This is a genomic window from Bradyrhizobium sp. LB11.1, from assembly GCF_040549385.1.
Classification (GTDB): domain Bacteria; phylum Pseudomonadota; class Alphaproteobacteria; order Rhizobiales; family Xanthobacteraceae; genus Bradyrhizobium.
Genome location: NZ_JBEPTH010000012.1, coordinates 165692 through 187737 on the forward strand (window position 1 = coordinate 165692; position 22046 = coordinate 187737).

Here is a 22046-nt window from a genome sequence, read left to right on the forward strand (position 1 = left end):
CTCAGTCCAGCGCCAGCACGGGCTTGATCAACTCGCCCTTGGCGAAGCGGGCGAAATTATCAGGCAGCGCCTGCAGGGCGAACTCGCCGTCGACGAGGACGCGGTATTCGTCCTTGTACTTGCGTAGCAGCTCGACATTCGGCTCGAAATCCGAGACCGGGAAGTAGAAGGTCCGGATCATGTAAAAGTCCTTGCGGCGGAACACCTTGCCTTCCTCGATGGTCCAGGGCGCGGCGTTTTCGCCGACCAGCACCAGCGCGCCGCGCGGCAGCACCAGCTCGATGCCGAGGTTGCGCGCCGCATGGGCGCCGGAGCATTCCATGATCAGGGCGAAGCGCTTCGACGTGTCGCCGACCGGATGAGCCTTTGCGCCGAACGATTGCGCGATCTTCAGCCGCGTTGTGTTCGGATCGGCAACATGGATGTCGTGATAGCCGAGTGCACGGAGCGCCAGCACGACGCCGAGGCCGACGGGCCCCGCGCCCATCACGAGGACCGGCCCCGCGTCCCCCGGCGGCACCACACGGCTGACGAAGCGCACGGCATGGCCCGATGTGCCGATGGTGTCGAGCAGCAGCGGCGCGAGGCTGTCCTCAACGTCGTCGGGCACCGGCAGCAGGCAGTTTTCCGGCACTGGCACATATTCGGCGTAGCCGCCCGGCCTGTTCCAACCGATCAGGCTGGAGACCTCCAGGCACATCTGCGTATCGCCGCGCTTGCAGGCCGCGCAGTGGTCACAGTGCAAGGGAATGTAGACGGCGCAGCGACGGCCATCCAGCCGGTGGCCCGGCTGCTCGACTACGCCGAAAATTTCGTGGCCGGCGGTGAATTCGGCGCCCTTGTGCCAGAGCTTGAAGTCCGAGCCGCACAGCGCGGTGCGCGAAACGCGCACCAGCACCTCGCCTGTGCCGACGTCCGGCATCGCCACGCGCTCGATGGTGATGCGGTCGTTGCCGTGGAAGACCGCGGCCTGCATGATCGAGTTCGGACGGGGAGATACGTTCATCTGATACCTAGCCTTTCACTGCGCCGAGCGTCAGTCCGGACACCAGCCAGCGCTGAACCAGGGCGGCCAGTACCAGCGGCGGCAACGCGATCAGCGTCGCAGCCGCCATGAGGGCGCCCCACTGCGTCGAGCCTTCGCCGATGAAGTTGAAGGCCGCCGCGATCAGCGTCTTGGTGTCGCCATTGGAGAGCACCAGCGCAAACAGGAAGTAGTTCCACGAGAACACGAAGGCGAGGATCGCCGACACGGCGACACCGGACGCCACCAGCGGCAGCGCGATGCGCCAGAGGATGCGTGTGACGCTGCATCCGTCGACCTGCGCGGCCTCGAACACGCTGCGCGGAATGCCGTCGAACGACGGCATTAAAACCCAGATCACGATCGGCAGCGTGATCACGGCGTGGCTGAGGATCAGTGCGGTGTAAGAGCCGATCAGGCCGATTTGCCGGAACATGACGTACCACGGCAGCAGGAACAGAGTGCCGGGCGCCATGCGCGCCGCCAGCGTCAGGATCGCCGGCCACGAAATGCGCGTCCAGGAGACGGCGAAGGCGGCGGGGATTCCAAACAGCAAGCCCAGCGCGGTCGAGCCGACGGTGACGATGAGGCTGTTGAGCGCGTAGCTCAGAAACGGCGTGGTCCTGGTCAGCTCGACATAGTTGTCGAGCGTCGGCGAGAAGATCAGCGTCGGCGGATAGGCCGTGACCTCGAACGACGGCTTGAACGAGGACAGCACCATCCAGACCGTCGGCGCCATGATGAGCACGCCGGCGATCACGAGCTGCAATGTGTTGAGCCAGCGGATCCAGCGGTCGGTATTGGCTGCATCGTTCATGACATCACCATGCCACTGCGCCGCGCAGGCGGTTGAAGGCGAGCACGGCGCCGAACACGATCGCCGTCAGCGTCAGCATCAGGGCGCTGGCATAGCCGATGTTGAAGAATTCGAAGCCGACCCGGAAGCCATAGATGTTGAGTGTGTTCGAGGCGTTGCCGGGACCGCCCTGGGTCGTGATGTAGATGATGTCGAAGAAGCGCAGGAGATCGACGCTGCGCAGGATCGCCGCGGTGACGATGGTCGGCAGCAGCAGCGGCAGCGTGATGCGCTGGAACGTCTTGAACGGAGACGCGCCGTCGATCTGCGCGGCCTCGTAGACGCTCGGCGGCAGGGATTGCAGGCCACCCAGCACGATCAGGGCGACGTAGGGCGTCCACTGCCAGCTGTCGATCAGCGCGACGGTCGGAATCACCCATGTCGGCGAGGCCAGCCAATCCGACGGCGGCAGGCCGAACGACTGGAGGATATAGTTGGCCGCACCCAGCGAGGGATCGAGGATCACGAGCCACATCATGCCGGCCACCACTGGCGGCATCATGAAAGGCGAGATGAACAGCGAGCGCACGAGGCCCGGGAGCCGCTTGGCGTGGAACAGCACCAGTGCCAGCCAGACCCCAAAGACGAGCTGGAGCGCCAGCGACAGCGCGAACAGCGCGATGGTGATCCACAGTCCGTGCCAGAACTCGTAATCCGAGATCAGCTTCGAATAATTGGCGAGGCCCGCAAAGGACTGCTTGCCGGTCGAAGAAAAGGTCTGGAAGCCGAGCCAGATCGTGTACACGACCGGAAACGCGATCATCGCGACCGTGAAGATCACGGCCGGCGCCGAGAGCGCCGCCATCTCCAGCTTCTGCCGGTCCTGCGTGAGTGTCGCAGCCGTGTCCGACATGCATCCGTTTCCTTGAGGAGTGAGGTGGCGGCAGGCAGCACGCCTGCCGGCGTTAAGGCGCTACTTCCGGGCGATCAGCGCATCGAGCGCCTTGTCGGCATCCGCGCAGGCCTGGTCGATCGGCTTCTGCTTCAGGATCAGGTCCTGCACCGCCTGGCCGATGAACTCGCGCGACTCAGGGTTCGCGACGATGGGATAGCCGACCTCGGAGGAGCCCTTGGTCGCGAGCACGTCGAGCGCGGCCTGCCATTCCTTGCGAACCGGCTCCTCGTCGATCCACTTGCGGTACTCGGGATCTTTGGCAACCGACGGCCGCGGCGGCGCAATGCCCTGGAGTGCCATCTTCTTCTGTACCTCGGGACTGGTTGCCCATTGCACGAAGTACCAGGCCGCATCCGGTTGCTTGCTGTGCGAGGACACCGCCATGCCCCAGCCGATCGTGGTCGGCACCTGGCCGGCATCGCCTGCCGGGAACGGCAACAGGCCGGTGTCCTTCAGGCGCGCGCCGCCGTCCATCACCGTGCGCAGTTCATTTGACGATTCGAACGCCATCGCGGCACGGCCACTGCGGTAGAGCGCCGAAATCTGCTGGAAGCTGTAGTTGACGACGCCGGGCGGCCCGAAGTCGCGCAGCAGCCGGCTATAGGTGTCGAGCGCCTCCTTGCCCTTGGCCGAGCAGAGGTTCGACTTGCCGTTCGCGATGTAGCTGCCGCCGATATTGTGCAGCATGTTGCTGAAGGTATATGCGACCGCGGGCTTGAGGCCGCGCGAGACAAACGGCGTCACCGCGCTGTCGCAGGTCTTGATCTTCTCGGCAGCAGCCTCGACGTCCTTGATGGTCTTCGGCGCCTCGAGGCCGCACTTCTTGAAGATGTCGGTGCGGTAATAGAAGATCGGGCCTTCGATGTTCATGGGCATGCTGGTCAGCTTGCCGCCGAAGGTCGCGGCCTTCAGCAGCGCCTGGCTGAGCCCGGCCGGGTCGTAGTCCTTGGCCACATCGTTCCTGGCCATCGCGGTGAGATCGCCGTACCAGCCGGCGGCGGCGAACTGCTCGCCCTCGCGCGAAGGCAGCGTCATGAAGACGTCGACCTCGTCGCTATTGGCGTTCATGACGGTGACCAGACGCTGGCGCATCTGCTGTTCCTGATAGCCGTCGACCTTCAGGGTCATGCCGGTCAGCTTCTCGAAATCAGCCTTGTAGGTCAGCAGCGCCTGCGAGACCGGATTGTTGTTGGCGAGAAAGGTGACGGTCTTGCCCTTGAACTTCATCCAGTCGAAATCGGCCGCGTGTGCCTGCGCGCTGGCGGCAATCGCGAGAACGGGCAACGCGACATGCGTCGCGAGCATCCTGGCCTTCATCGAATTCTCCTCCCGGCTGGCCGCCTTAAGCTGGCGGACCATTTTGAACACGTTTGAACAGCATCTGAAAACGGTTACAAAATAGACCTCACATCTGCGGAGTCAAGCGATGGACAAGGCGCACAATCTACGGCAGATTTGCGACATTGCCGCTACCATGCGGTTTGTGCTGCAGGATGTAACGTTACATTCATGGGACTGATCAACGCCAAGGCTGAGAACAAGTCTGTGAAACAGGGCATCCGCGCCGTAGCGGCGCGCGCCGGCGTTTCGACCGCATCGGTCTCGCGCGCCCTCAACAATCCCGGTGCCGTGAGTCCGTCCCTGCGTGCGCGCATCGAACTGGCCATCGACGCGCTCGGCTACATCCCGCACGCGCCGGCACGCATCCTGTCCTCACGTCGCTCGCGCACCCTCGGCGCGATCATACCGACGATCGACAACACGATGTTCGCCCGCGGCATCGCCTCGCTGCAGCAGTATCTGTCCTCGGTCGGATACATGCTGTTCCTCACCACCAGCGGCTACGATCTCGACGTCGAATTGCAGCAGGCGCGCAACCTCATCAGCCGCGGTGTCGACGGCCTTGTGCTGCGCGGCGATTGCCATCACGACGGCTTGCGAAAACTGCTCGCCGACAACGCCGTGCCCTTCATCAACGTCGGCATCTACCAGCCTGACCGGCCCTATCCCTGTGTCGGCACCGACAACGAATCCGCTGCGCATCGCGCTGCTGCGCATGTCATCGAGCTCGGCCATCGCCGCATCGGGATTGTCTCGGCGCTCCAGCGCAACAACGACCGCGCCAGCGCCCGCGTCGCCGGCTTTCGCCGCGCGCTGACGGAAAGCGGCCTCGAACTTCCCCCGCAGTGGCATGTCGAAGTACCCTATACGCTGGACGACGCGCGCGAGGCGGCGCGCTATCTCCTGAACCTTAAAGATCGCCCGACAGCCGTGGTGTGCGGCAACGACGTCATCGCGTATGGCGTGCTGCTCGAGGCCGAGCGCGACGGATTCTCCGTGCCGCGCGATCTGTCGGTCGTCGGCTTCGACGACCTCGACTGGAGCCGCCATTTGCGGCCAAGCCTGACCACGATCCACGTTCCGACCGGAGAAACCTGGCAGCGCGCCGGCGAATATCTGGTGCGCAGCCTCGCCGGCGAGCAGAACATCATGCATCGCGAGATCGACTTCTCGCTGGTGGTTCGCGAGTCGACGGCTGCACCTCCGAAATCCCTGAAGTGAGACCCTCCCATGAGTTCGAATTTCTCTCTCGCGCCCGGCTTTCATGCTGTCGTGATCGGAGGCGCCGGCGACATCGGCGCTGCGATCAGCAACCAGTTTTGCGATCTCGGCGCCACGGTCACGGCAACCGGCGCGAACGAGGCCGATCTTGGCCGCACGCTGCTCAAGGCGCGTGCGGGCCTCACGCTCGCGACGCTCGACGTCACCGATGACGCGGCCGTCACGTCCTTCGCAAGCCGACACAAGCGCGTCGACGCGCTGGTCAATTGCGCCGGAATTCTCGCCCGCGACAAGGAATTCGAAATCGAAACCTTCATGAAGGTGATCGACGTCAATCTCGCCGGCACGTTCCGGACCTGCATGGCGTTTCACCCACTGCTTGCGGCGACGAAAGGCTCGATCGTCAACATCGCCTCGATGAATGCGACGCTGGCGCTGCCGCGAATCCCGGCCTACTGCGCCAGCAAGGGCGGCGTCGTGATGTTGACCAAGGCGCTCGCCTTGAAGTGGGCCCAGGACGGCGTCCGCGTCAACGCCGTTGCACCCGGCTATATCGAAACCGCGATCAACGCTGCCGGCCGCTCTGATTTGGCGCATCATCAGCGCATCGCCGACCGAACCGCCTTCAAGCGCTGGGGACAGCCGGAGGACATTGCCGGTGCTGTCGCCTTCCTCTGCATGCCGGCGTCGCAATACGCGACCGGCACCGTCGTCGCGGTGGATGGCGGGTTTCTGGCCGGGTAGCGCGCGAACCTAGACGCCCAGCGCCTTGCGGTTGAACGTCCGCAGGAAGCGCAGCGACAATGTCCGCACGTTCGCGACGTTCAAGAGCCACGCCGCGGCGACGTAAGCGAGACCGCCTGCGAGACTGACGACGATCAGCGCCACGAAGCCGGTGCCGTTGACCTGCGACCGCGCGACGAGGATCGCGCTCGCCATTGCCGCAGCGGAAGCGGCGACGCCGGCGAGCCGGTTGACGTCGAACGGCACGGGATGGGCACGATGCATCAGCGCGACGGCAACGACGAAGCCGATCGCCTCGGTTGCGAGCGTCGCCAGCGCCGCGCCATAGATGCCGTAGCCCGCGACCAGCGCGAACATCAGCGCCACACCGACAACCAGCGTGAGGAACGACTGTGCCGCCAGCATGAAGGGCCGCTCGGCAAGCTGGAAGCTGATCTGCACGTAGAACTGATTGGCGATGCCGAAGAAGCGAGCGAGCACAAGGATCGGCAACAGCGCCGATACGCCGGCGCGGAAATCGACACCGACAAGCGTGCCGGCGACCTGATCCGCCGCGAGCGCCAACCAGACGGCGACGGGCGCGACGACGACGAGAAGCAGCTCGAGGCTTTCCGTCAACCGCTCCCGCGTCGTCTCATCGTTCTTCTCCGACAGCGACCGGAACACCAGCGGCACGGTGGCCGCGGCGACGCTGGAGGCGATCATGACCATGAACTGGCGCGGCAGGTCGGCGGCGACGCCAAAAATGCCGGCGGCGTCCTTGCCGAGCAGCCACGCAACGATGAGCCGGTCGCTGGTCGAATAGAGCGCGACCGAGAGCCCGGCCAGCGTCAGCGGCAGGCCGTAACGCGCCAGCTGCATGAACTGGCTGCGCTGAAAAGGCGCGATCCTGGTGCGGTCGCCAACGAGATTGAGGATGATGCCGGTGAGCGAACCCAGCCCGAATGCCGCGAGCAGGCCCATGCCGCCCCAGCCGAGCCAGATTCCGAGCAGACCGAAGCCGACGCTCGACACGCTACGCACGATCGAGATCGCCGCGAAGCGATAAGGGCGCAGCTTGGCGCGCTCGAATTCCTGGCCGACATCGACCGCATTCGACATGATCGCGACGAACATGCTGGCGATAACCAGCTCGATACTGACGTCGCCGCGAAACAGGAACACCAGCGGCGTTGCGGCGCACATGGCGAGGACGGTCAGCGCGAAGGCAACCATCGCCGTACCGCGAAAATCCACCTCGGCCGACATCGCCTGATAGCGCGAGACCGACAGCTTGATCCAGGCGAAGAAGATCGCGCCTAGAATGCCGGCGATGCTGATGCCGACGATATAGACACCGTACTCCGCCGGCGTCAGCAGCCGCGTGTAGGCGGTGACCGCGAAGAAGCCAACCGCCGCAGGCAGGATGTAGGCGACGAGATAGATGGAGAAATGGCGATTCAGCATGCGTGCACGGGACCGGCGGCCTTTGAAATCGAGCGGCCGTTAATCAGTTGGACCTTGGCTTGGCATCAAAGGCGTGACCATCAAGGATCTGGCGATCGGACTGCGCCGCAGCATCTTCCAAGAGTGTCACATAAGTCTGCAAATCGGCCGCCGAATGGGGCGGGTCCACGGATTTCGCGCGTTAGCGTTAAATTTGCCCTGTCCTTGAACGGACCGCCGGGATCACCGAAAAGAAACCATGATTTCAAGAGGTCGCCCGACCTCCAGTTGATGCGTGGACGTGACCAAGATGGACGTTGCCGAACGTATGCAGGCAAACCCGACCCTGCCCCATGGCGGGACGGATGCGTCCCTGGTTCCGGCGGCCCCCGCGGACGGGGGCGAGCGGATGACACTCAACCTGTTCTTCGAGGAGCGGGATGACCGCTGGTTTCCGGGCGATCGTCGCATCCGGCCGCTGCTGCGGCGCATGTTGCTCGGCCAATCCTGGGTCAGCGGCCAGCGGCGCGTGTTCCTCAATCTCTGCGCCGGCCTCGACAGGGTCGGCATCCGCTACCGCGTCAACGACTACGGCTACATCCGCAAGCACCCCGACGAGCTTGCCTGCATCATCGGGCGTCCCTTCGTGCTCGACTGGTTCGCGTGGCAAAACCCGCTTTTGCTCGGTGTCGCCATGTACAACCATCCGGTGGATGCGCCTGCGCATCTGAAAGACCTGCACAAGAAGACGATTTTGGTGCCCTGCAGTTGGTATGCAGAGATGTGCAGACCGTACTGGCCGCATGTCAAGGTCTGGCCGGTCGGCATCGAAACCGATTTGTGGACTGAGACCGCCGCCACGCAGAAGAGTGTCGACGTGCTGCTTTACGACAAGGTGCGTTGGGAACACGACCATTATGAAAGCGAACTGATCGAACCGATCCGCGGGCATCTCGAAGCGAGCGGCCGCACGGTCGAAGTGATCCGCTACGGCCATTACAAGGAAGACGACTACAAGGCGGCGCTGGCGCGCTGCCGCGGCATGGTCTTCCTCTGCGAGCACGAGAGCCAGGGCATCGCCTACCAGCAGGCGCTGTCGAGCGGCGTCCCCGTGTTCGCCTGGGATCGCGGCGGGCCGTGGCAGGACCCCGAGTATTTTCCGGACAAAGTGAGATATGAGGGCGGCGTGTCCTCGGTGCCCTATTTCGACGCACGTTGCGGCAGCACGTTCATCGACGCGAACGGCTTCGTGTCCGGCTGGAGCGACTTCTGGTCGCATGTCAGCGCGGGCGACTTCGCACCTCGCGATTATGTGATGAACCATCTGACGCTCGAAAAGGGCGCGCTTCACTATTACGAGATCGCTGAGGTGGCGATGCAGCGTCACGCGCGCTGACGCTCCTCCGTAAAAGTTAACCCAACAACAGGAAACCGCGGCGTCGCAAGGCGTCGCTTGGTACATTGGCGCGTTGGTTCCGATAAGGACGACCGCCACGTGATCAAGCTCGACAGACGCGAATTTCTTCTCGGCAGCGCCGCAACGCTCGCGGCGAGCGCATCGGCTTCAGCATTGCCGGTGTCGAAACTTGCGCAGCGCCGTCCGGGCTATGGGGCCGCCGCCACGCTCTGGGACCTACAGGCTGATCCGCGGCTCGGCGAGGCCATCAGCACCTATTGCACGCAGGTGGTGCCGGTGCTCGAGCTGAAATGGCCAATGCTGCGGCCGGATGCGCACACCTTCGCCTTCGAGCGCGCCGATGCCATCTATGATTTCGCGCAGAAGAACGACCTGACCATGCGCGGACACGCGCTGGCCTGGTATCATGACATTCCGGACTGGACCAAGCAGATCCAGGATTCGAAAGGCGTCGAGCGCGCCTACGTCGATCACATCAACACCGTCGTGTCCTATTACAAGGACAAGCTGACCTCGTGGGACGTCGTCAACGAGCCCATCCCCGACAATCCCAAAAGCGTCACCGATCGGCGCGACACGTTCTGGACCCAGCATCTCGGTCAAAGCTGGATTCCGCTCGCCTTCCGCACCGCGGCCGCAGCCGATCCGTACGTCAAGCTCGCGATCAACGAATACGACATCGAGTCGGCAAAGGACTCCTTCATCGCCAAGCGCGCGGCTTACCGCAACCTCATCATGGATCTGCTCGACCAGGGCGTGCCCCTGCACGCGGTCGGCCTGCAATCGCATCTGCATGCCGAGCTCGAGATCGACACCCACGGGCTCGCGGAATTCGTCACCGAGCTCCGAGCGTGGGGCCTGGAGGTCTACGTCACCGAGCTCGACGTCGACGATCAGAAGCTGACTGGAAGTCCCTCGGAGCGCGATGCCATCGTCGCCAAACGTGTCGACGACCTCCTGACGGCGATTTCGACCAGCGGGCCGGTGCGCTCGATCCTGACCTGGGGCATTTCCGACCGCTACAGCTGGATCAACGGCACCTTCGCCCGCAAGGACAAGCAGCCGAACCGTCCGCTGCCGCTCGACGGCGAGTTCAAGCCGAAGCCCTTCATGGATGTGATCAGCAAGTTCACGAAGGACGTGTGAAGTCTAGCGCGTTTTAGGCGTCTCGAAAGCGGTCGTGTCGCCCATGTGGTCGGGAGACAGGCTAGGACCGCGGCGGTCGCGCGAATTCAGGCGGAAGACGTCGCGGATATCGTCGATCGACGTCGACGAATAGGACTGGATGCAGAGCGCGACCTGCTCAGGGGATGCGGCAGATATCAGCGCCTCGATTGCCTGACGGTCGAGGCGAGTATCGTCCCAATGCGAGACGGCAATGCTGTCTTCCGTCACCCGGTGTCGCGCCAATTGCTCCGGCGAGTTCGCGACGAAGTTTCCATAGAGCAGATACTCGGAGAATTTCTTCTTCCGGCACAGCGCTAAGGCCCAACTCAAGCCCGTCGCCGACTTGATGGCATCGGTCATCGCGCGCGCGGCATCCTTGTCCCAGACCAGCGCGTTGCCGACATAGTCGTCCGCCGGGAACGAACGCTCCTTGATACCGAGAAGCTGATCGATGGTGCGGAGCCACAGCACGTGCAGGGGATGGTCGGCGTCGATCCCCTTGCGCGTGACGAACAGCGGCGTCTTCTCCGCGCCGGCATATTGGCTGACATCGAACTCGCGGAAGAACAGATTGTCCGAGTCGAGAATACAGACGCGCTGCTCCGGCGCATTGAGCACGCCGGCGATCTTCAGGATTTGCTGGATGTGCCAACCGTGCACTGGCAACGACAGCAGCGACAGCCAGACACGGCGATTGCTGATGAACTGGAGCGACGGCGGCAGCGCCCAGAGCCATTTCGGCAGGTAACGCGAGGCCGGAACGATGACGCGCTTGTCGGACGCGAACCGCTCGAACAGCGGCACGTCCTCATCGTTAACGAGAACATAATGCCGCGTGTAACCCGTCAACCAGGTATCGATGCTCTCGCTGAGCAGCGAAAAGCGCTCGATATCCTTGGCGTAGCTGGCGGTCAGCAGGGCAACGGAATGCATGATGCGTGCTCAAATGGCCATTAATCTGGAGTCATACAAGCGATGGCAGACGTTGGAAACTTCGATTCGCAATCAAGGTAAAATGAAACGAATCGTTAGCCATCCGACGGCAGCCCCTGCGCGATGCCGCGAAACCGCAGCGGCGCCAGCGACGATGCCCGCTGCCACCAGTCAGCGACGCGGTCGTCGAGCGCAGTCACCCCGCGACCCTGACCGGGAAAGATGCGGATCTGCTGCACAGCCTCGGCCTCGAAACCCTTGCCTTTGCGCGTGATCTTGAGGGCGGCCCCTTCGCGGTCCCGTTGCGTCAGCGGCACCAGCAAACGGCCGCGCGGGCGGAGCGAGGCAAGCCAGAGCGGATGCGGATGCGAGAAGCCGGCATGCACGATGATCACGTCGGCCGGTTCGCCGATGTCGCGGCAGCCGTCACCGTTGATAACCTCGACATTCCGATAGGCGCGAAGGTAATTCGCAGCGCGCGCCGCAAGCCGCGCGTCGCATTCGATGGCCTCCACCCAACCCTTCGGGCCTACGATCTCTGACAGGATCGCCGAGAAATAGCCGAGCCCGCACCCGATCTGGACCACGCGGTCCTTCTCCCGGACGTCGAGAACGTCGATGAAATGCGCCCACAGGCTCGGCAGTCCGGTGTCGAGCTTGCGGCGCGCGTCGATGGCGACCAGCACATTGTCGTAGAGATGGACGGCGTCGGCGTCAGGCGTCAACCGGTAGCTGCGCGCCGCCTCGCTCTTGATGCGCCAGGGCCCCTTCGCCAGAAAGTTTTCGCGCGGCACCGCCGCCAGGGCTGCAAGCAGGCGCGGCGAGGAGAGTCGTTCCCGTTTCGCAATCAACTCGACGTAGCGCGCACGGGCGGCGGGCAGATCGCTCATTTCACCGAATCGGCCTGCTGACGGACGGGCGTGTCGCCGCCGAGCTCATGCACGAGCTGCATGGCCTGCTTCAGGTCGGGCGTCAGGAATCCCTCGTTGAACTTGCCGACGATCGGCACGAGCAACAGATTTGCGTGTTCGCGCTTGCCGGTGTCGTGCGACAGCCGCGCGAGGCTCACGGCAGTTCTGAGCTCCCAGGACAACGCGCCCTGCTTGCGCGCCGTCTCCAACGACAGGCCGAACAGATCTTCGGCCTCCTGCACCGAGGCCGGATTGCCATCCGACAAGGTGATCTCGCCTTGCAGGCGATAGACCTCGGCGAGGTAGGAGTGATCGCCGGTCCGCCTTGCGGTCGCGAGCGCACCGTCCAGCGCGCGCAAGGCGGCATCGCGCATGCCGACTTTGGCGTAGGCCTCCGCGAGCAGGCAGCGAAACCAGCAGCCGGCGAGCCAGGAATCCATCGCCTCATATTCGTCAAGGCCGAACCGCATCTGGCTAATGCCCTCATCGGCCTCGCCGAGCTGGGCCAGCGCCCAGCCGCGCAGGATCGTGGCCTGCTGCTTCCAGTGCAGGAAATTGTGCTCGGTGGCGATGATCAAGGCGCGATTGGCATGATCGCGCGTGCCCTCGATATCGCGCAGATGTTGGCAGAGATAGGCGCCGAACACCAACGCGAAAGCGAGCGAGAAAGGATGACGGATCTTCTCCGCATGCAGGATCGCCTGCTCGCTGTGCTGGCGCGCCGCGTCGGGCTGGCCGAGGAACCAGAGGAGGTAGCCGAGATAGGACAGCGAGACGACGCCGGGGTCAGTGCCGTGCCGCTCCATCAGGTCGGAGTGCAGATCAGGGCTGTAGAGATCGATGCAACGATGCAGATGATGCTGCGCGGCGGCGAAGCGCCCGCGATAGAGCATGGTCATCGCGATCGAGCGGTGCGCCTCGATCAGATAGCCAGTCTGCTGCGCCGGCTGCGCCTGCTCGTTCAGCCGCTCGCGCTTGGCGAATTTCAACAATTCGACACTGAGATCATGCGCGCGGGTGAGATCGGCGCGAATGAAATGACACACCCAGAGACCGCGCGTGGCGGCAAAGGCCTTTTCATCGTCGTCGAGCTGCTGGCCGAGTTCGAGGGCGCGGATGTAGTTCTCCTCGACCTCCTGCACCGCGTAGCCCTTGGCGGCGATCAGCGCGTTGCCGAGCGCGATCCGCAGCTCGAGCTCCATCTCGTCGGCGCCCTGCATACGGGCATTGGCCTGCACGACGCTCAAACCCCGGCGCAGATGGCCGATCGCCTCGAGATTGGCGCCGCTCTTGGCCGCCTGCTTGCCGGCCTTGAGCCAGAAGCTCGCCGCGCCCTCGCTCTGACCGGACTCGGTCAGATGGTGGGCGAGCAACTCCGGCTCGCGTTCGGTCTTCTCCGGATACATCTCGGCGAGCACTTGGGCGATGCTCGCATGCAGCTTGCGCCGCTCGCTGTGCAACAGGCTGGCATGCGCCGCGTTCTGGATCATCACGTGCTTGAAGGAGTAGAGCGCGTCGGGCGGATGGCCGCGCCGCATGATCAGGCCCGCCTCCTCCAGATGCGTCAGCGCCGCCTCGATCTGCTCCGCCGGCGTGTTGGCGACCGCATGCAGGGTCTCGTAGGAGAACTCGCGACCGATCGTGGCCCCGATCTGCGCGATGCGCTTGAACGGCCCCATCCGGTCGAGGCGCGCCATCAGCGAGTCCGTCAGCGTCGCCGGGATCGCCAATTGCCGCCACGGGCCAGACAGCACGTAGCGGCCATGCCGCTCGGTCAGGAGGTTGGATTCGAGAACCGTCTTGGTCAGTTCCTCCAGGAACAACGGCACGCCGTCGGTCTTGACGATGATCTCCTCGATGACCTCCTTGGGCAGCTCGCGCCCGGCGACCCGCTCGACCAGCGTCGCGCGCAACGGCCGGCTCAGGCGGTTCAGCACGAGGGTGGTAATGTGCGAATGCGCGTTCCAGCTCGGCTGGAATTCGGAGCGCGCGGTGATGATGGCGAGGATCGAGCGGTTCTGCACCCGGTCGACCAGGACGTCGACCACCTCGCGCGAGGTCGGATCGATCCAGTGCAGATCCTCGAAGACCATCACCAGCGGCATCTCGCGTGCGAGGCCCAGGAAGTGGTTGACCAGCGCTGCGACGGTCGCATCCTTCTGCTGCTGCGGCGATAGGTCGAGCGGCGGATAGCGCTCGCCGGTCGGGATCGACAGCAGCGCGGCAAACAACGGCGCCACCTGCTCGATCTCGCCGTGGGCGGCGGCAATCGCATTCTCCAGGCTCGCCAGCGACAGCGCGGACGCATCTTCGCGATCGAGGCCGAGAAAGAATTTGAGCTGCTCGACGAACGGATAGAAAGCGGTGGAGGTGTAATAGGGCGAGCACTGGAACGAGACCTGTCCGTGGCGGTCGCCTGCGATCCGCTCAAAGATCTCCTGGATGATGCGCGACTTGCCGATGCCGGGCTCGCCGAACTTGACGACGACCTGGCCGTCGCCCTCCTTGATCTGCTGCCAGCGCCCCATCAGCAGCGCGATTTCCTCCTCGCGGTTGACGAGCGGGGTCAGGCGCGTGCCCATGGCGGCCGCAAAGCGGGTCTCCACCCGCGTGGCGCGCACGACGTGCCAGGCATGGGTCTTCTCCGAGATGCCCTTCAGCGCGTGGGCGCCAAGATTGCGGTAGTCGAACTTCCCCTTCAGCAACGATTGCGTCGAGGAGGAGATCACCACGCCGTTGGGCGGCGCCAGCGCTTGCAGGCGCGCGGCAAGGTTGACGGTTTCGCCGACCGCGGAGTCGCGCTCTTCGGTACCCTGGCCGACGAGGTCGCCGACCACGACGAGGCCGGTCGCGATCCCGATGCGGACGGCAGGCGCGTGGCTGAGCGCGCCGCGCGGCTCGATCGCGCGCGCCGTCGAAAGCACCCGCACGATCTCGAGCCCGGCGCGCACCGAGCGCTCGGCATCGTCCTCATGCGCGGTCGGATAGCCGAAATAAACCAGAATGCCGTCGCCGACGAAGCGGGCGGCAAAGCCCTCGTAATGCTTGACCACACGCACGCAGGTCTCGCGGAAGCTCGCGATCATGTCTCGCACGTCTTCCGGATCGAATTGGGCGGAGAGCGCGGTGGAATCGACCATGTCGCAGAACATGGTGGTGAGCTGACGCCGCTCGGCGCCGACCTCGGTGCGGGTCGGCGGGTGCGCCGGCGCCACCGGCGCCTCCGCCGTCTCGGCCTGGAACAGCGATGCGGTCGCCCGCTGCAGCCGCTTGCGATCGCCGAGCGGCAATCCGAGCTCGGCAAGATCAGCCTCGGTCAGGTCTCCCATGACGTCGAGATCGAGGCGGTGTTGCGCGAATAGATCGGTGTAGTGGCCGAGACCAATGCCTTCGAGCCAACGCTTCAACCCGACGTCCGTCCCCGGCTCTTTCTCCAGCATGGTGATCCCGCCCCGACACTCTCCCCGCCGAAGGGCTTAAGGTCCCTCAACCACAGATTTTGGGGCCAAAACTTCACCTCAGACTGGACGCGTTCCCTAACTCTTGGGAAGAATAGCCCAATCAGATCAAAAGGGAATGGCATTGTCGCGGATTGCATTCGGGGCGACGGAGGGATCGGACGGCGCGAGCGCCGAAACCAAGACCTTTGCCGATATCGGCGGCCTTCTCGCCTTTCACGCGCGAACGACACCGGCTGCGCCCGCCCTGCTCGCCCCTGGCCGGCCGCCTCTGACTTATGGTGCGCTCGGCACCAGGATCGAGCACCTGCTCCGCACGCTCCGCGGGCTGGGCATCGCGCCTGCCGACCGGATTGCTGTTGCACTGCCGCGCGGAGCCGACAGCGCGCTGGCTCTGATCGCCGTCGCGTCGACCTGCGCCTGCGTCCCCGTCAATCCCGATCTGACCGCAGACGAGCTGCAACGCTATTTCAGCGAATTGAAGCTGACGGCGCTGGTCACGCGCGCCGACACGAACTCAGCGAGTCGCGACGTCGCCAGGGCGCTTGATATCGCGGTGATCGACTTCGTGCCGGGACCGGCGACGGATCTCGGCGGCTGCGAGTTCATCGGGCCGACGATCGGTCCGGCCAGCTCAAGCGGCGCCGCGCGCGATGAGGATGACGCGTTCATCCTGCTGACGTCGGGCACGGCGGCGCGGCCGAAAATGGTACCGCTGACGCATCGCAATGTGTGTCTCTCCGCGCAAAACGCCGGCCGCGTGCTGTCGCTCACATCGCACGATCGCCTGCTGAATGCGCTGCCGCTGTTTCACGCCCATGGCCTGATCTCCGGTCTCCTGACTGCGCTGGCAGCGGGCTCCAGCGTGATCGTGACCGGCGGTTTCGACGCGCCATCCTTCTTCGGCTGGATGCGGGATCTGCAGCCGACCTGGTACACGGCGGTGCCGACCATTCATCGCGCGCTGCTGACGGCCGCGGAAGCCAATCCGGAGCGCGCCCGGGTGTCATCGCTGCGCGTGATCCGCTCGGCCTCGTCCTCGCTTGCGCCCGCGATCCTCAACGGGCTGGAGACAATGTTCGGCGTGCCCGTGCTGGAAACCTACGGCATGACTGAAGCGACCTCGCAGATTGCGGCCAATCCATTCGAGCTGCGCAAGATCGGATCGGTCGGCCGCGCCGCAGGTCCTGAGATCGCCATCATGGACGAGACCGGCCGCGCGCTTGCAAGCGGCGAGCGTGGCGAAATCATGCTGCGCGGACCGAACATGAGCCGCGGTTATTACAATGACGAGGCGGCGACGCAGGCCGCGTTTCGCGACGGCTGGTTCCGAACTGGCGATCTCGGTTATCTCGATGCCGACGGTTATCTCTTCATCGTCGGCCGCATCAAGGACGTCATCAACCGCGGCGGCCAGAAAGTGTCGCCGCTGGAAGTGGAAGAGGTGCTGCTGGCCCACCCGGCGGTGCTGGAAGCCGGTGTCTTCGCCGTTCCCCACGCCAAGCTCGGCGAGAACGTCGCCGCCGTCGTGGTGCTGCGGGAAAATTCCGAGACGACCTCCGACCAGCTGCGCCAGTTCGCGCGTAAACGTCTCGCCGCCTACAAGGTGCCAAGCTTGATCCGCGGCGTGACGGCGCTGCCAAAGGGCGCCAGCGGCAAGGTCAAGCGCAACGCGCTGGCCGAGCTGATTTCGGCGTCCTATGATGACGAAGAGACGCAACTGCCGCGCAATGCGTTGGAGACCCAGCTCGCCGAGATCTGGGCCAATCTTTTGGAACTTCCGCAGGTCGGCGTCGATCAGGATGTCTTTGCGCTCGGCGCGGACTCGCTCGCGGTCACGCAGATGCGCTCGCGCCTGCGCGAGCGCTTCAACGTCGACTTCTCGTTCGAGGACATTTTTGATTGCGCCACGGTCGGGGCTCTTGCGACCCGGCTGGAGATCACCACGCATCGCGATATGACGCTGCCGGCATGGCGCCAGGCCGCCTCTGAGGGAGAGGCGCCGCTGTCGTTCCAGCAGCAGCGGATGTATGTGCTCTCGCGGCTCGATCCGACGCGCTACAATTATAACGTGGTCGAAGTCGCGCTGCTCAAGGGGCAGGTCGACATCGCCGCGCTTCAGTCGGGCCTGGCTTCGATCTGCGCGGGTCACGAGGCGCTACGCTCGGTCTTCGTCGAACGCGAGGGCGAACCTGTGCAGCTTGTGCTGCAATCGCCACCCCAATTCGAGCGGATCAAGCTAAAGCCCTGCCCGTCGCGCCGCCGCGTTGCGGTCGTCAGGCGCGAGGCGCTCAAGCTGGCGCAATATCCTTTTGATCTCGCCCGCGAGCCGCCGCTGAAGGTCACGCTGCTTTCGTTCGACGAGTCCAGCCATGCCCTGGTGGTCAATATCCATCATCTCGTCACCGATGGCTGGTCGCAGCGGTTGTTCTGGGAGGCGCTCGCCGCCGGATATTCCGCGGCTCGCAAGAGGAGCACGACGGCACTGCCGTCGCCCAGCTTCCAGTATCGCGATTTTGCGCGCTGGCAGCAGAGCTGGGCGCAGACACCAGCAGCAAAAGAGCAGCTCGATTACTGGAAGACCCAGCTCGATGGCGTCACCACGCTGCCGCTGCGGACTGATCGGCCGCGGCCTGAAGTCTGGAGCGGTCACGGCGCCCGTCACTATTTCGAGTTCTCAAAGACCCTTTCGGCCGACGTTCGCGCGCTAAGCCAGGATCAGGGCGTGACGCCCTTCATGACGCTGCTCGCGGTGTTCCAGTGTCTGTTGTTCCGCCATACCGGACATGAGGATGTCGCGACGGGCTCGCTGATTGCCAACCGCAACCAGATCGAGAGTGAGCGGCTGATCGGGCTGTTTGCGAACACGTTGATCCTGCGCAACGATTTCGGCGGCGACCCGAATTTCGGTGAGATGCTGCGGCGGGTACGACAGGTCACGCTCGATGCCTATCGCAACCAGGACCTTCCGATCGAGGAAGTCCTGCGCGCGTTGCAGATCGCGCGACGGAGCGACGGCAATCCGCTGTTCCGGATCATGTTCATCCTGCAGAACGCATCGATCGAGGCGGCGCGCTTCCCGGGCCTGTCGACGCGGCGGCTGGAGATCGACCCAGAAGTCGCACGCTTCGACATTACGCTCGAGCTGGTCGAGGCCGAGGGCCGCTTTACCGGCTTCTTTGAATACGCAGCCGACCTGTTCGACGCGGTGACGATCGAGGGCATGGCAGATCAGTTCAAGACCCTGCTCAAGGCGGTCATCGCCAACCCCGAGCAGCGCATCTCGCGCCTGCCGCTGCTGACGGACGCGGAACGCCGGCGGTTGCCGACGAAGGGCACGACCGCAAATTTCACGACGCGCGGCAATCTCTGCGAACGCTTCGAGCGGCAGGCGAAGAGGACGCCGAATGCCGTGGCGATATCCGATGGACGTCTGGCCCTGAGCTATCGCGAACTGGCGCGCCGCGGCCAGGCGATCGCGCGCTGGCTTGCCCGCGAAGGCATCGGCGCCGAGAGCGTAGTCGCCTTATTGGCGGAGCGAGGGCCCGACCTGCTCGCCGCGATGATTGGAGTACAGCGCGCAGGGGCGGCCTTCCTGAACCTCGATCCCGAGCAGCCGCCCGCGCGGCTCGCAACCATCCTCGGATCGAGTTGCGCAAGCGTGCTGCTGACGGGTCGCGCGCAGGCTGCCATGGTCGACGCGTTGCTCGAGCCGCTCGTCGCGCGCATCCAGGTCGCCGAGTTCGAGGACGCAATCGCGCTGGAATCGACCAAGCCTGCCCGTGCGGCTCGGCGCGCAGGCTCAAGCCTCGCTTATCTCATCTATACGTCCGGCTCTTCCGGCGCGCCCAAGGGCGTCATGATCGAGCAGCGCGGGCTGTCGAACCATCTGGCGTCGCTCATTTCCGAGCTTGGCCTCACAGCCAAGGACGTGATCGCACAGACCGCGCCGCAGAGCTTTGTCATCTCGGTCTGGCAGTTCCTCGCCGCTCCCATGGTCGGCGCGCGCGTCCATGTCTGCGGCAATTCGGTCGTGCAGGATCCGATCCTGCTGGCGCGGGAGATCGAACGCGAGGGCATCACGGTGCTCGAGATCGTCCCCTCTCTGCTCCGCGTGATCTTCGAACGGATGGACGAGGCGCCTATGCTGCGCGCCTTTGCAAAACTGCGGCTGCTGATCTCGACCGGCGAGCCGCTACCGGTCGATCTCTGCCGCGCCTGGTTCGCCCGCTGCCCGAAAGTGCCTCTGATCAACGCCTATGGCGCCTCGGAATGTTCCGACGACGTCTCCCTGCATCGGCTGATCAAGGCGCCGGATGCGACGACGATCAACGTCCCCGTTGGTGCGCCGCTGCCCAATATCCAGCTCTACGTGCTCGACCCGAATCTGGAGCCGCAGCCGATCGGCATGGTCGGCGAGCTCTGCATCGGCGGCGCCGGCGTCGGCCGCGGCTATATCAACGATCCCGCCCAGAGCCAGCAGCGCTTCATCCCCGATCCGTTCGCGCGCCGGGAAGGCAGCCGGCTGTACCGCACCGGCGACCTTGCCCGCCGCCGCGCCGACGGGACGATCGAATGCCTCGGCCGCGCCGACCTTCAGGTCAAGGTCCGCGGCTATCGCATCGAGATCAGGGAGATCGAGGCAGCACTCGGCGACCACGCAAGCGTGCGCGCCGGCATCGTCGAGGCGCGACGCGACGCCAATGGCGATGTCAGGCTGATCGCCCATGTCGTTGCCAAATCGGGCAGCCGGATTAGCGCCAGCGAACTGCGCGACTTCCTCAAGAGCCGGCTGCCTGTTCATGCGATCCCGTCGGCCTTCCTGTTCCTGGATCAGGCTCCGCTCAATGCCCACGGCAAGCTTGATCGCTCCGCCCTGCTGGCGCCCGCGCAACCGGAGACCGCCGGGACGGAAGCCGCCGTGCCGGCCCGCCGCTTCACCGAAAAGGTGCTGTCCGACATCTGGATCGATCTGCTGAAGGTCGTCAGCCTCGGCGTCACCGACAATTTCTTCGACCTCGGCGGCCATTCGCTGCTGGCGGGACAGGCGATGGCGCGCGTGGCCCGTGCGCTCGGGGTCTCGCTGCCCATCAAGACCATCTTCGAGGCGCCGACGATCGAACAGCTCGCCCGGCGGGTCGACGAGGCCGTGGCCACGAAACCGCAAAAACCTGCGGCCGGCGTCCCACGCCTGGCCGACCACGGACCACTCACACTTTCGATTGCGCAAGACCAGATGATGCGGATCGAGCAGAACCTGCCCGATCTGCCGCTGTTCAACCTGCCCTTCGCTTTCCACCTCGAAGGCCCGATCGATCCGCGCAGGCTGGCGCAGGCCATCGACGACATCGTGCGCCGCCACGAATCGCTGCGGACGGCTTTTGGCTGGGATGGCGCGGAGCCGGTCAGCCGCATTATCGCGCCCGCCACACTCGATCCGGTCCTGACCGTCGAAACCATCGGCGACGGGCGGCCCCACAACAACAAGCACCGCAAGGCGCTCGAGTTCAGGAAGATCGAGCTCCTGATCGCGCAGGAGACGTACACCCCGGTTGACGCCGCCCGGGCGCCGCTGTTGCGGGCACGGCTGCTGCGCCTTCACCCTGAGAATCACATCCTGCTGCTGACGCTGCATCATGCCATCGCCGATGGCTGGTCGATCGGCGTGCTGTTCGAGGAATTGTCCAACCGCTACGCCGCGCTGGCGGGCCATCCGTCGGCATCCCTGCAAAAGCTGCCGCTCGCGTTCTCCGACGTCGCACGCTGGCAGCGCTGGTGGTGCGGCACCGAGGCGGCGCGCCGCCAGGCCGCCGACTGGACCGAGACGTTGCGCGATGCGGCCGCCCTGTTTGAGGGGGATGCACGCCCGGGCGCGTCGACCGGCCATCATCCTCTCAGCCTGGAGCACGACCTGGTTGCCCGGCTCACGGCCTATGCGCGACAGCACAACGCCACGCTGTTCATGGGCCTGCTCACCGGCCTGAAGACCCTGCTGCTGACGCGGACCGGGCGCACGGACATCTCGGTCGCGACCGCCATGGCCAATCGCGCCCAGCCGGACACCGAAGGGATCGTCGGCCCGTTCGAGAACACGGTGATCGTCCGCAGCCGAATCACGTCGGATCTGTCGTTCACGCAGGCCTTAGGGCGCGTACGCCAAAGCGTGCTCGACGCGCATGCGCGGCAGGAGCTGCCGTTCAACATCCTGGCCGACCATCTGGAGCAGGAGGGCATCGATCCGGCTTCGCTGCTCCAGGTCTATTTCACTCTGCAAAATCCACTGCGCCAGCCGCTCGACCTGCCCAATGTCGCGGTGCGATCGATCGGAAACGTCGCGCGCGAGGGCCAGCCAGTGCTGCCGGTCGACCAGACCTGGCTATCGCTGATGCTCAAGGAGCGTCCGACCGGGATCACAGGTTCGTGCAACTACAAGGACGAGCTGCTCGACGGCGCTATGGTCAGCGCGTGGATGGAAGATCTTGTCGCGCTGCTGGGGGCCGCCATCACCCAGCCCAATACGCCGCTCGATCGGCTGCTCGCCCGCCGGGCGGCATGACCGGCTGTTAGCCCACGCCGAACGCTGGTTTCACTCGCCAAAGCTGTGAGTGATCAAGTTGCATCTTGATTATTTGGTGCACGCCGCGCAAGATTGTC

13 protein-coding genes are annotated in these 22046 nt (G+C 64.7%); 5 read left to right on the forward strand and 8 right to left on the reverse strand.

Features of this window, described 5'->3' with window-relative positions:
- Position 1: 1 nt before the first annotated feature.
- From ABIA96_RS27625 to ABIA96_RS27640, 4 genes are read right to left on the reverse strand one after another with little or no spacing between them, the layout of a single operon-like run.
- Positions 2-1006, reverse strand: a complete 1005-nt coding sequence (locus ABIA96_RS27625) for a zinc-dependent alcohol dehydrogenase family protein (protein WP_354140195.1) — start codon at positions 1004-1006, stop codon at positions 2-4.
- 7 nt (positions 1007-1013) lie between these two features.
- Positions 1014-1841: a carbohydrate ABC transporter permease gene (locus tag ABIA96_RS27630; RefSeq protein ID WP_354140196.1), complete on the reverse strand. Its 828-nt coding sequence runs from the start codon at positions 1839-1841 to the stop codon at positions 1014-1016.
- Between the two features lie 4 nt (positions 1842-1845).
- Positions 1846-2733, reverse strand: a complete 888-nt coding sequence (locus ABIA96_RS27635; protein ID WP_354140197.1) for a carbohydrate ABC transporter permease — start codon at positions 2731-2733, stop codon at positions 1846-1848.
- Positions 2734-2793: 60 nt separating this feature from the next.
- Complete coding sequence (locus ABIA96_RS27640; protein WP_354140198.1) at positions 2794-4092, reverse strand: ABC transporter substrate-binding protein; 1299 nt, start codon at positions 4090-4092, stop codon at positions 2794-2796.
- A 192-nt stretch (positions 4093-4284) separates the two neighbouring features.
- Here ABIA96_RS27640 and ABIA96_RS27645 point away from each other — a divergent pair, with 192 nt between their 5' ends.
- Both ABIA96_RS27645 and ABIA96_RS27650 read left to right on the forward strand, forming a co-directional pair.
- Positions 4285-5337 (forward strand): LacI family DNA-binding transcriptional regulator, encoded by a 1053-nt coding sequence (locus ABIA96_RS27645; RefSeq protein WP_354140199.1) that lies wholly within the window; start codon positions 4285-4287, stop codon positions 5335-5337.
- Positions 5338-5346: 9 nt separating this feature from the next.
- The gene (locus tag ABIA96_RS27650) at positions 5347-6081 is read left to right on the forward strand and encodes an SDR family NAD(P)-dependent oxidoreductase (RefSeq protein ID WP_354140200.1); all 735 of its coding nucleotides are present in this window, start codon (positions 5347-5349) and stop codon (positions 6079-6081) included.
- 9 nt (positions 6082-6090) lie between these two features.
- Here the strand turns inward: ABIA96_RS27650 and ABIA96_RS27655 are convergent, their stop codons facing one another.
- Positions 6091-7527 (reverse strand): lipopolysaccharide biosynthesis protein, encoded by a 1437-nt coding sequence (locus ABIA96_RS27655; protein ID WP_354140201.1) that lies wholly within the window; start codon positions 7525-7527, stop codon positions 6091-6093.
- Between the two features lie 289 nt (positions 7528-7816).
- On the opposite strand from ABIA96_RS27655, the gene ABIA96_RS27660 reads away from it, so the two are divergent.
- Positions 7817-8902, forward strand: coding sequence for a glycosyltransferase family 1 protein (locus ABIA96_RS27660; protein ID WP_354140252.1), 1086 nt, complete (start codon positions 7817-7819; stop codon positions 8900-8902).
- A 99-nt stretch (positions 8903-9001) separates the two neighbouring features.
- Positions 9002-10069 (forward strand): endo-1,4-beta-xylanase, encoded by a 1068-nt coding sequence (locus ABIA96_RS27665; RefSeq protein WP_354140202.1) that lies wholly within the window; start codon positions 9002-9004, stop codon positions 10067-10069.
- A 3-nt stretch (positions 10070-10072) separates the two neighbouring features.
- Here ABIA96_RS27665 and ABIA96_RS27670 read toward each other — a convergent pair whose 3' ends face one another.
- The 3 genes from ABIA96_RS27670 to ABIA96_RS27680 form a co-directional block, all read right to left on the reverse strand.
- Positions 10073-11023 carry a DUF6492 family protein gene (locus tag ABIA96_RS27670; protein WP_354140203.1) on the reverse strand — a complete coding sequence of 317 codons (951 nt, stop codon included), beginning with the start codon at positions 11021-11023 and terminating at the stop codon, positions 10073-10075.
- Between the two features lie 95 nt (positions 11024-11118).
- Complete coding sequence (locus tag ABIA96_RS27675) at positions 11119-11913, reverse strand: protein-L-isoaspartate O-methyltransferase family protein (RefSeq protein ID WP_354140204.1); 795 nt, start codon at positions 11911-11913, stop codon at positions 11119-11121.
- Positions 11910-15374: an ATP-binding protein gene (locus ABIA96_RS27680; protein WP_354140205.1), complete on the reverse strand. Its 3465-nt coding sequence runs from the start codon at positions 15372-15374 to the stop codon at positions 11910-11912. The genes ABIA96_RS27675 and ABIA96_RS27680 overlap by 4 nt, the downstream gene beginning before the upstream one ends.
- Positions 15375-15510: 136 nt before the next feature.
- On the opposite strand from ABIA96_RS27680, the gene ABIA96_RS27685 reads away from it, so the two are divergent.
- On the forward strand, positions 15511-21948 hold the full coding sequence (locus ABIA96_RS27685) for a non-ribosomal peptide synthetase (RefSeq protein ID WP_354140206.1): 6438 nt from the start codon (positions 15511-15513) through the stop codon (positions 21946-21948).
- Positions 21949-22046: the final 98 nt, after the last annotated feature.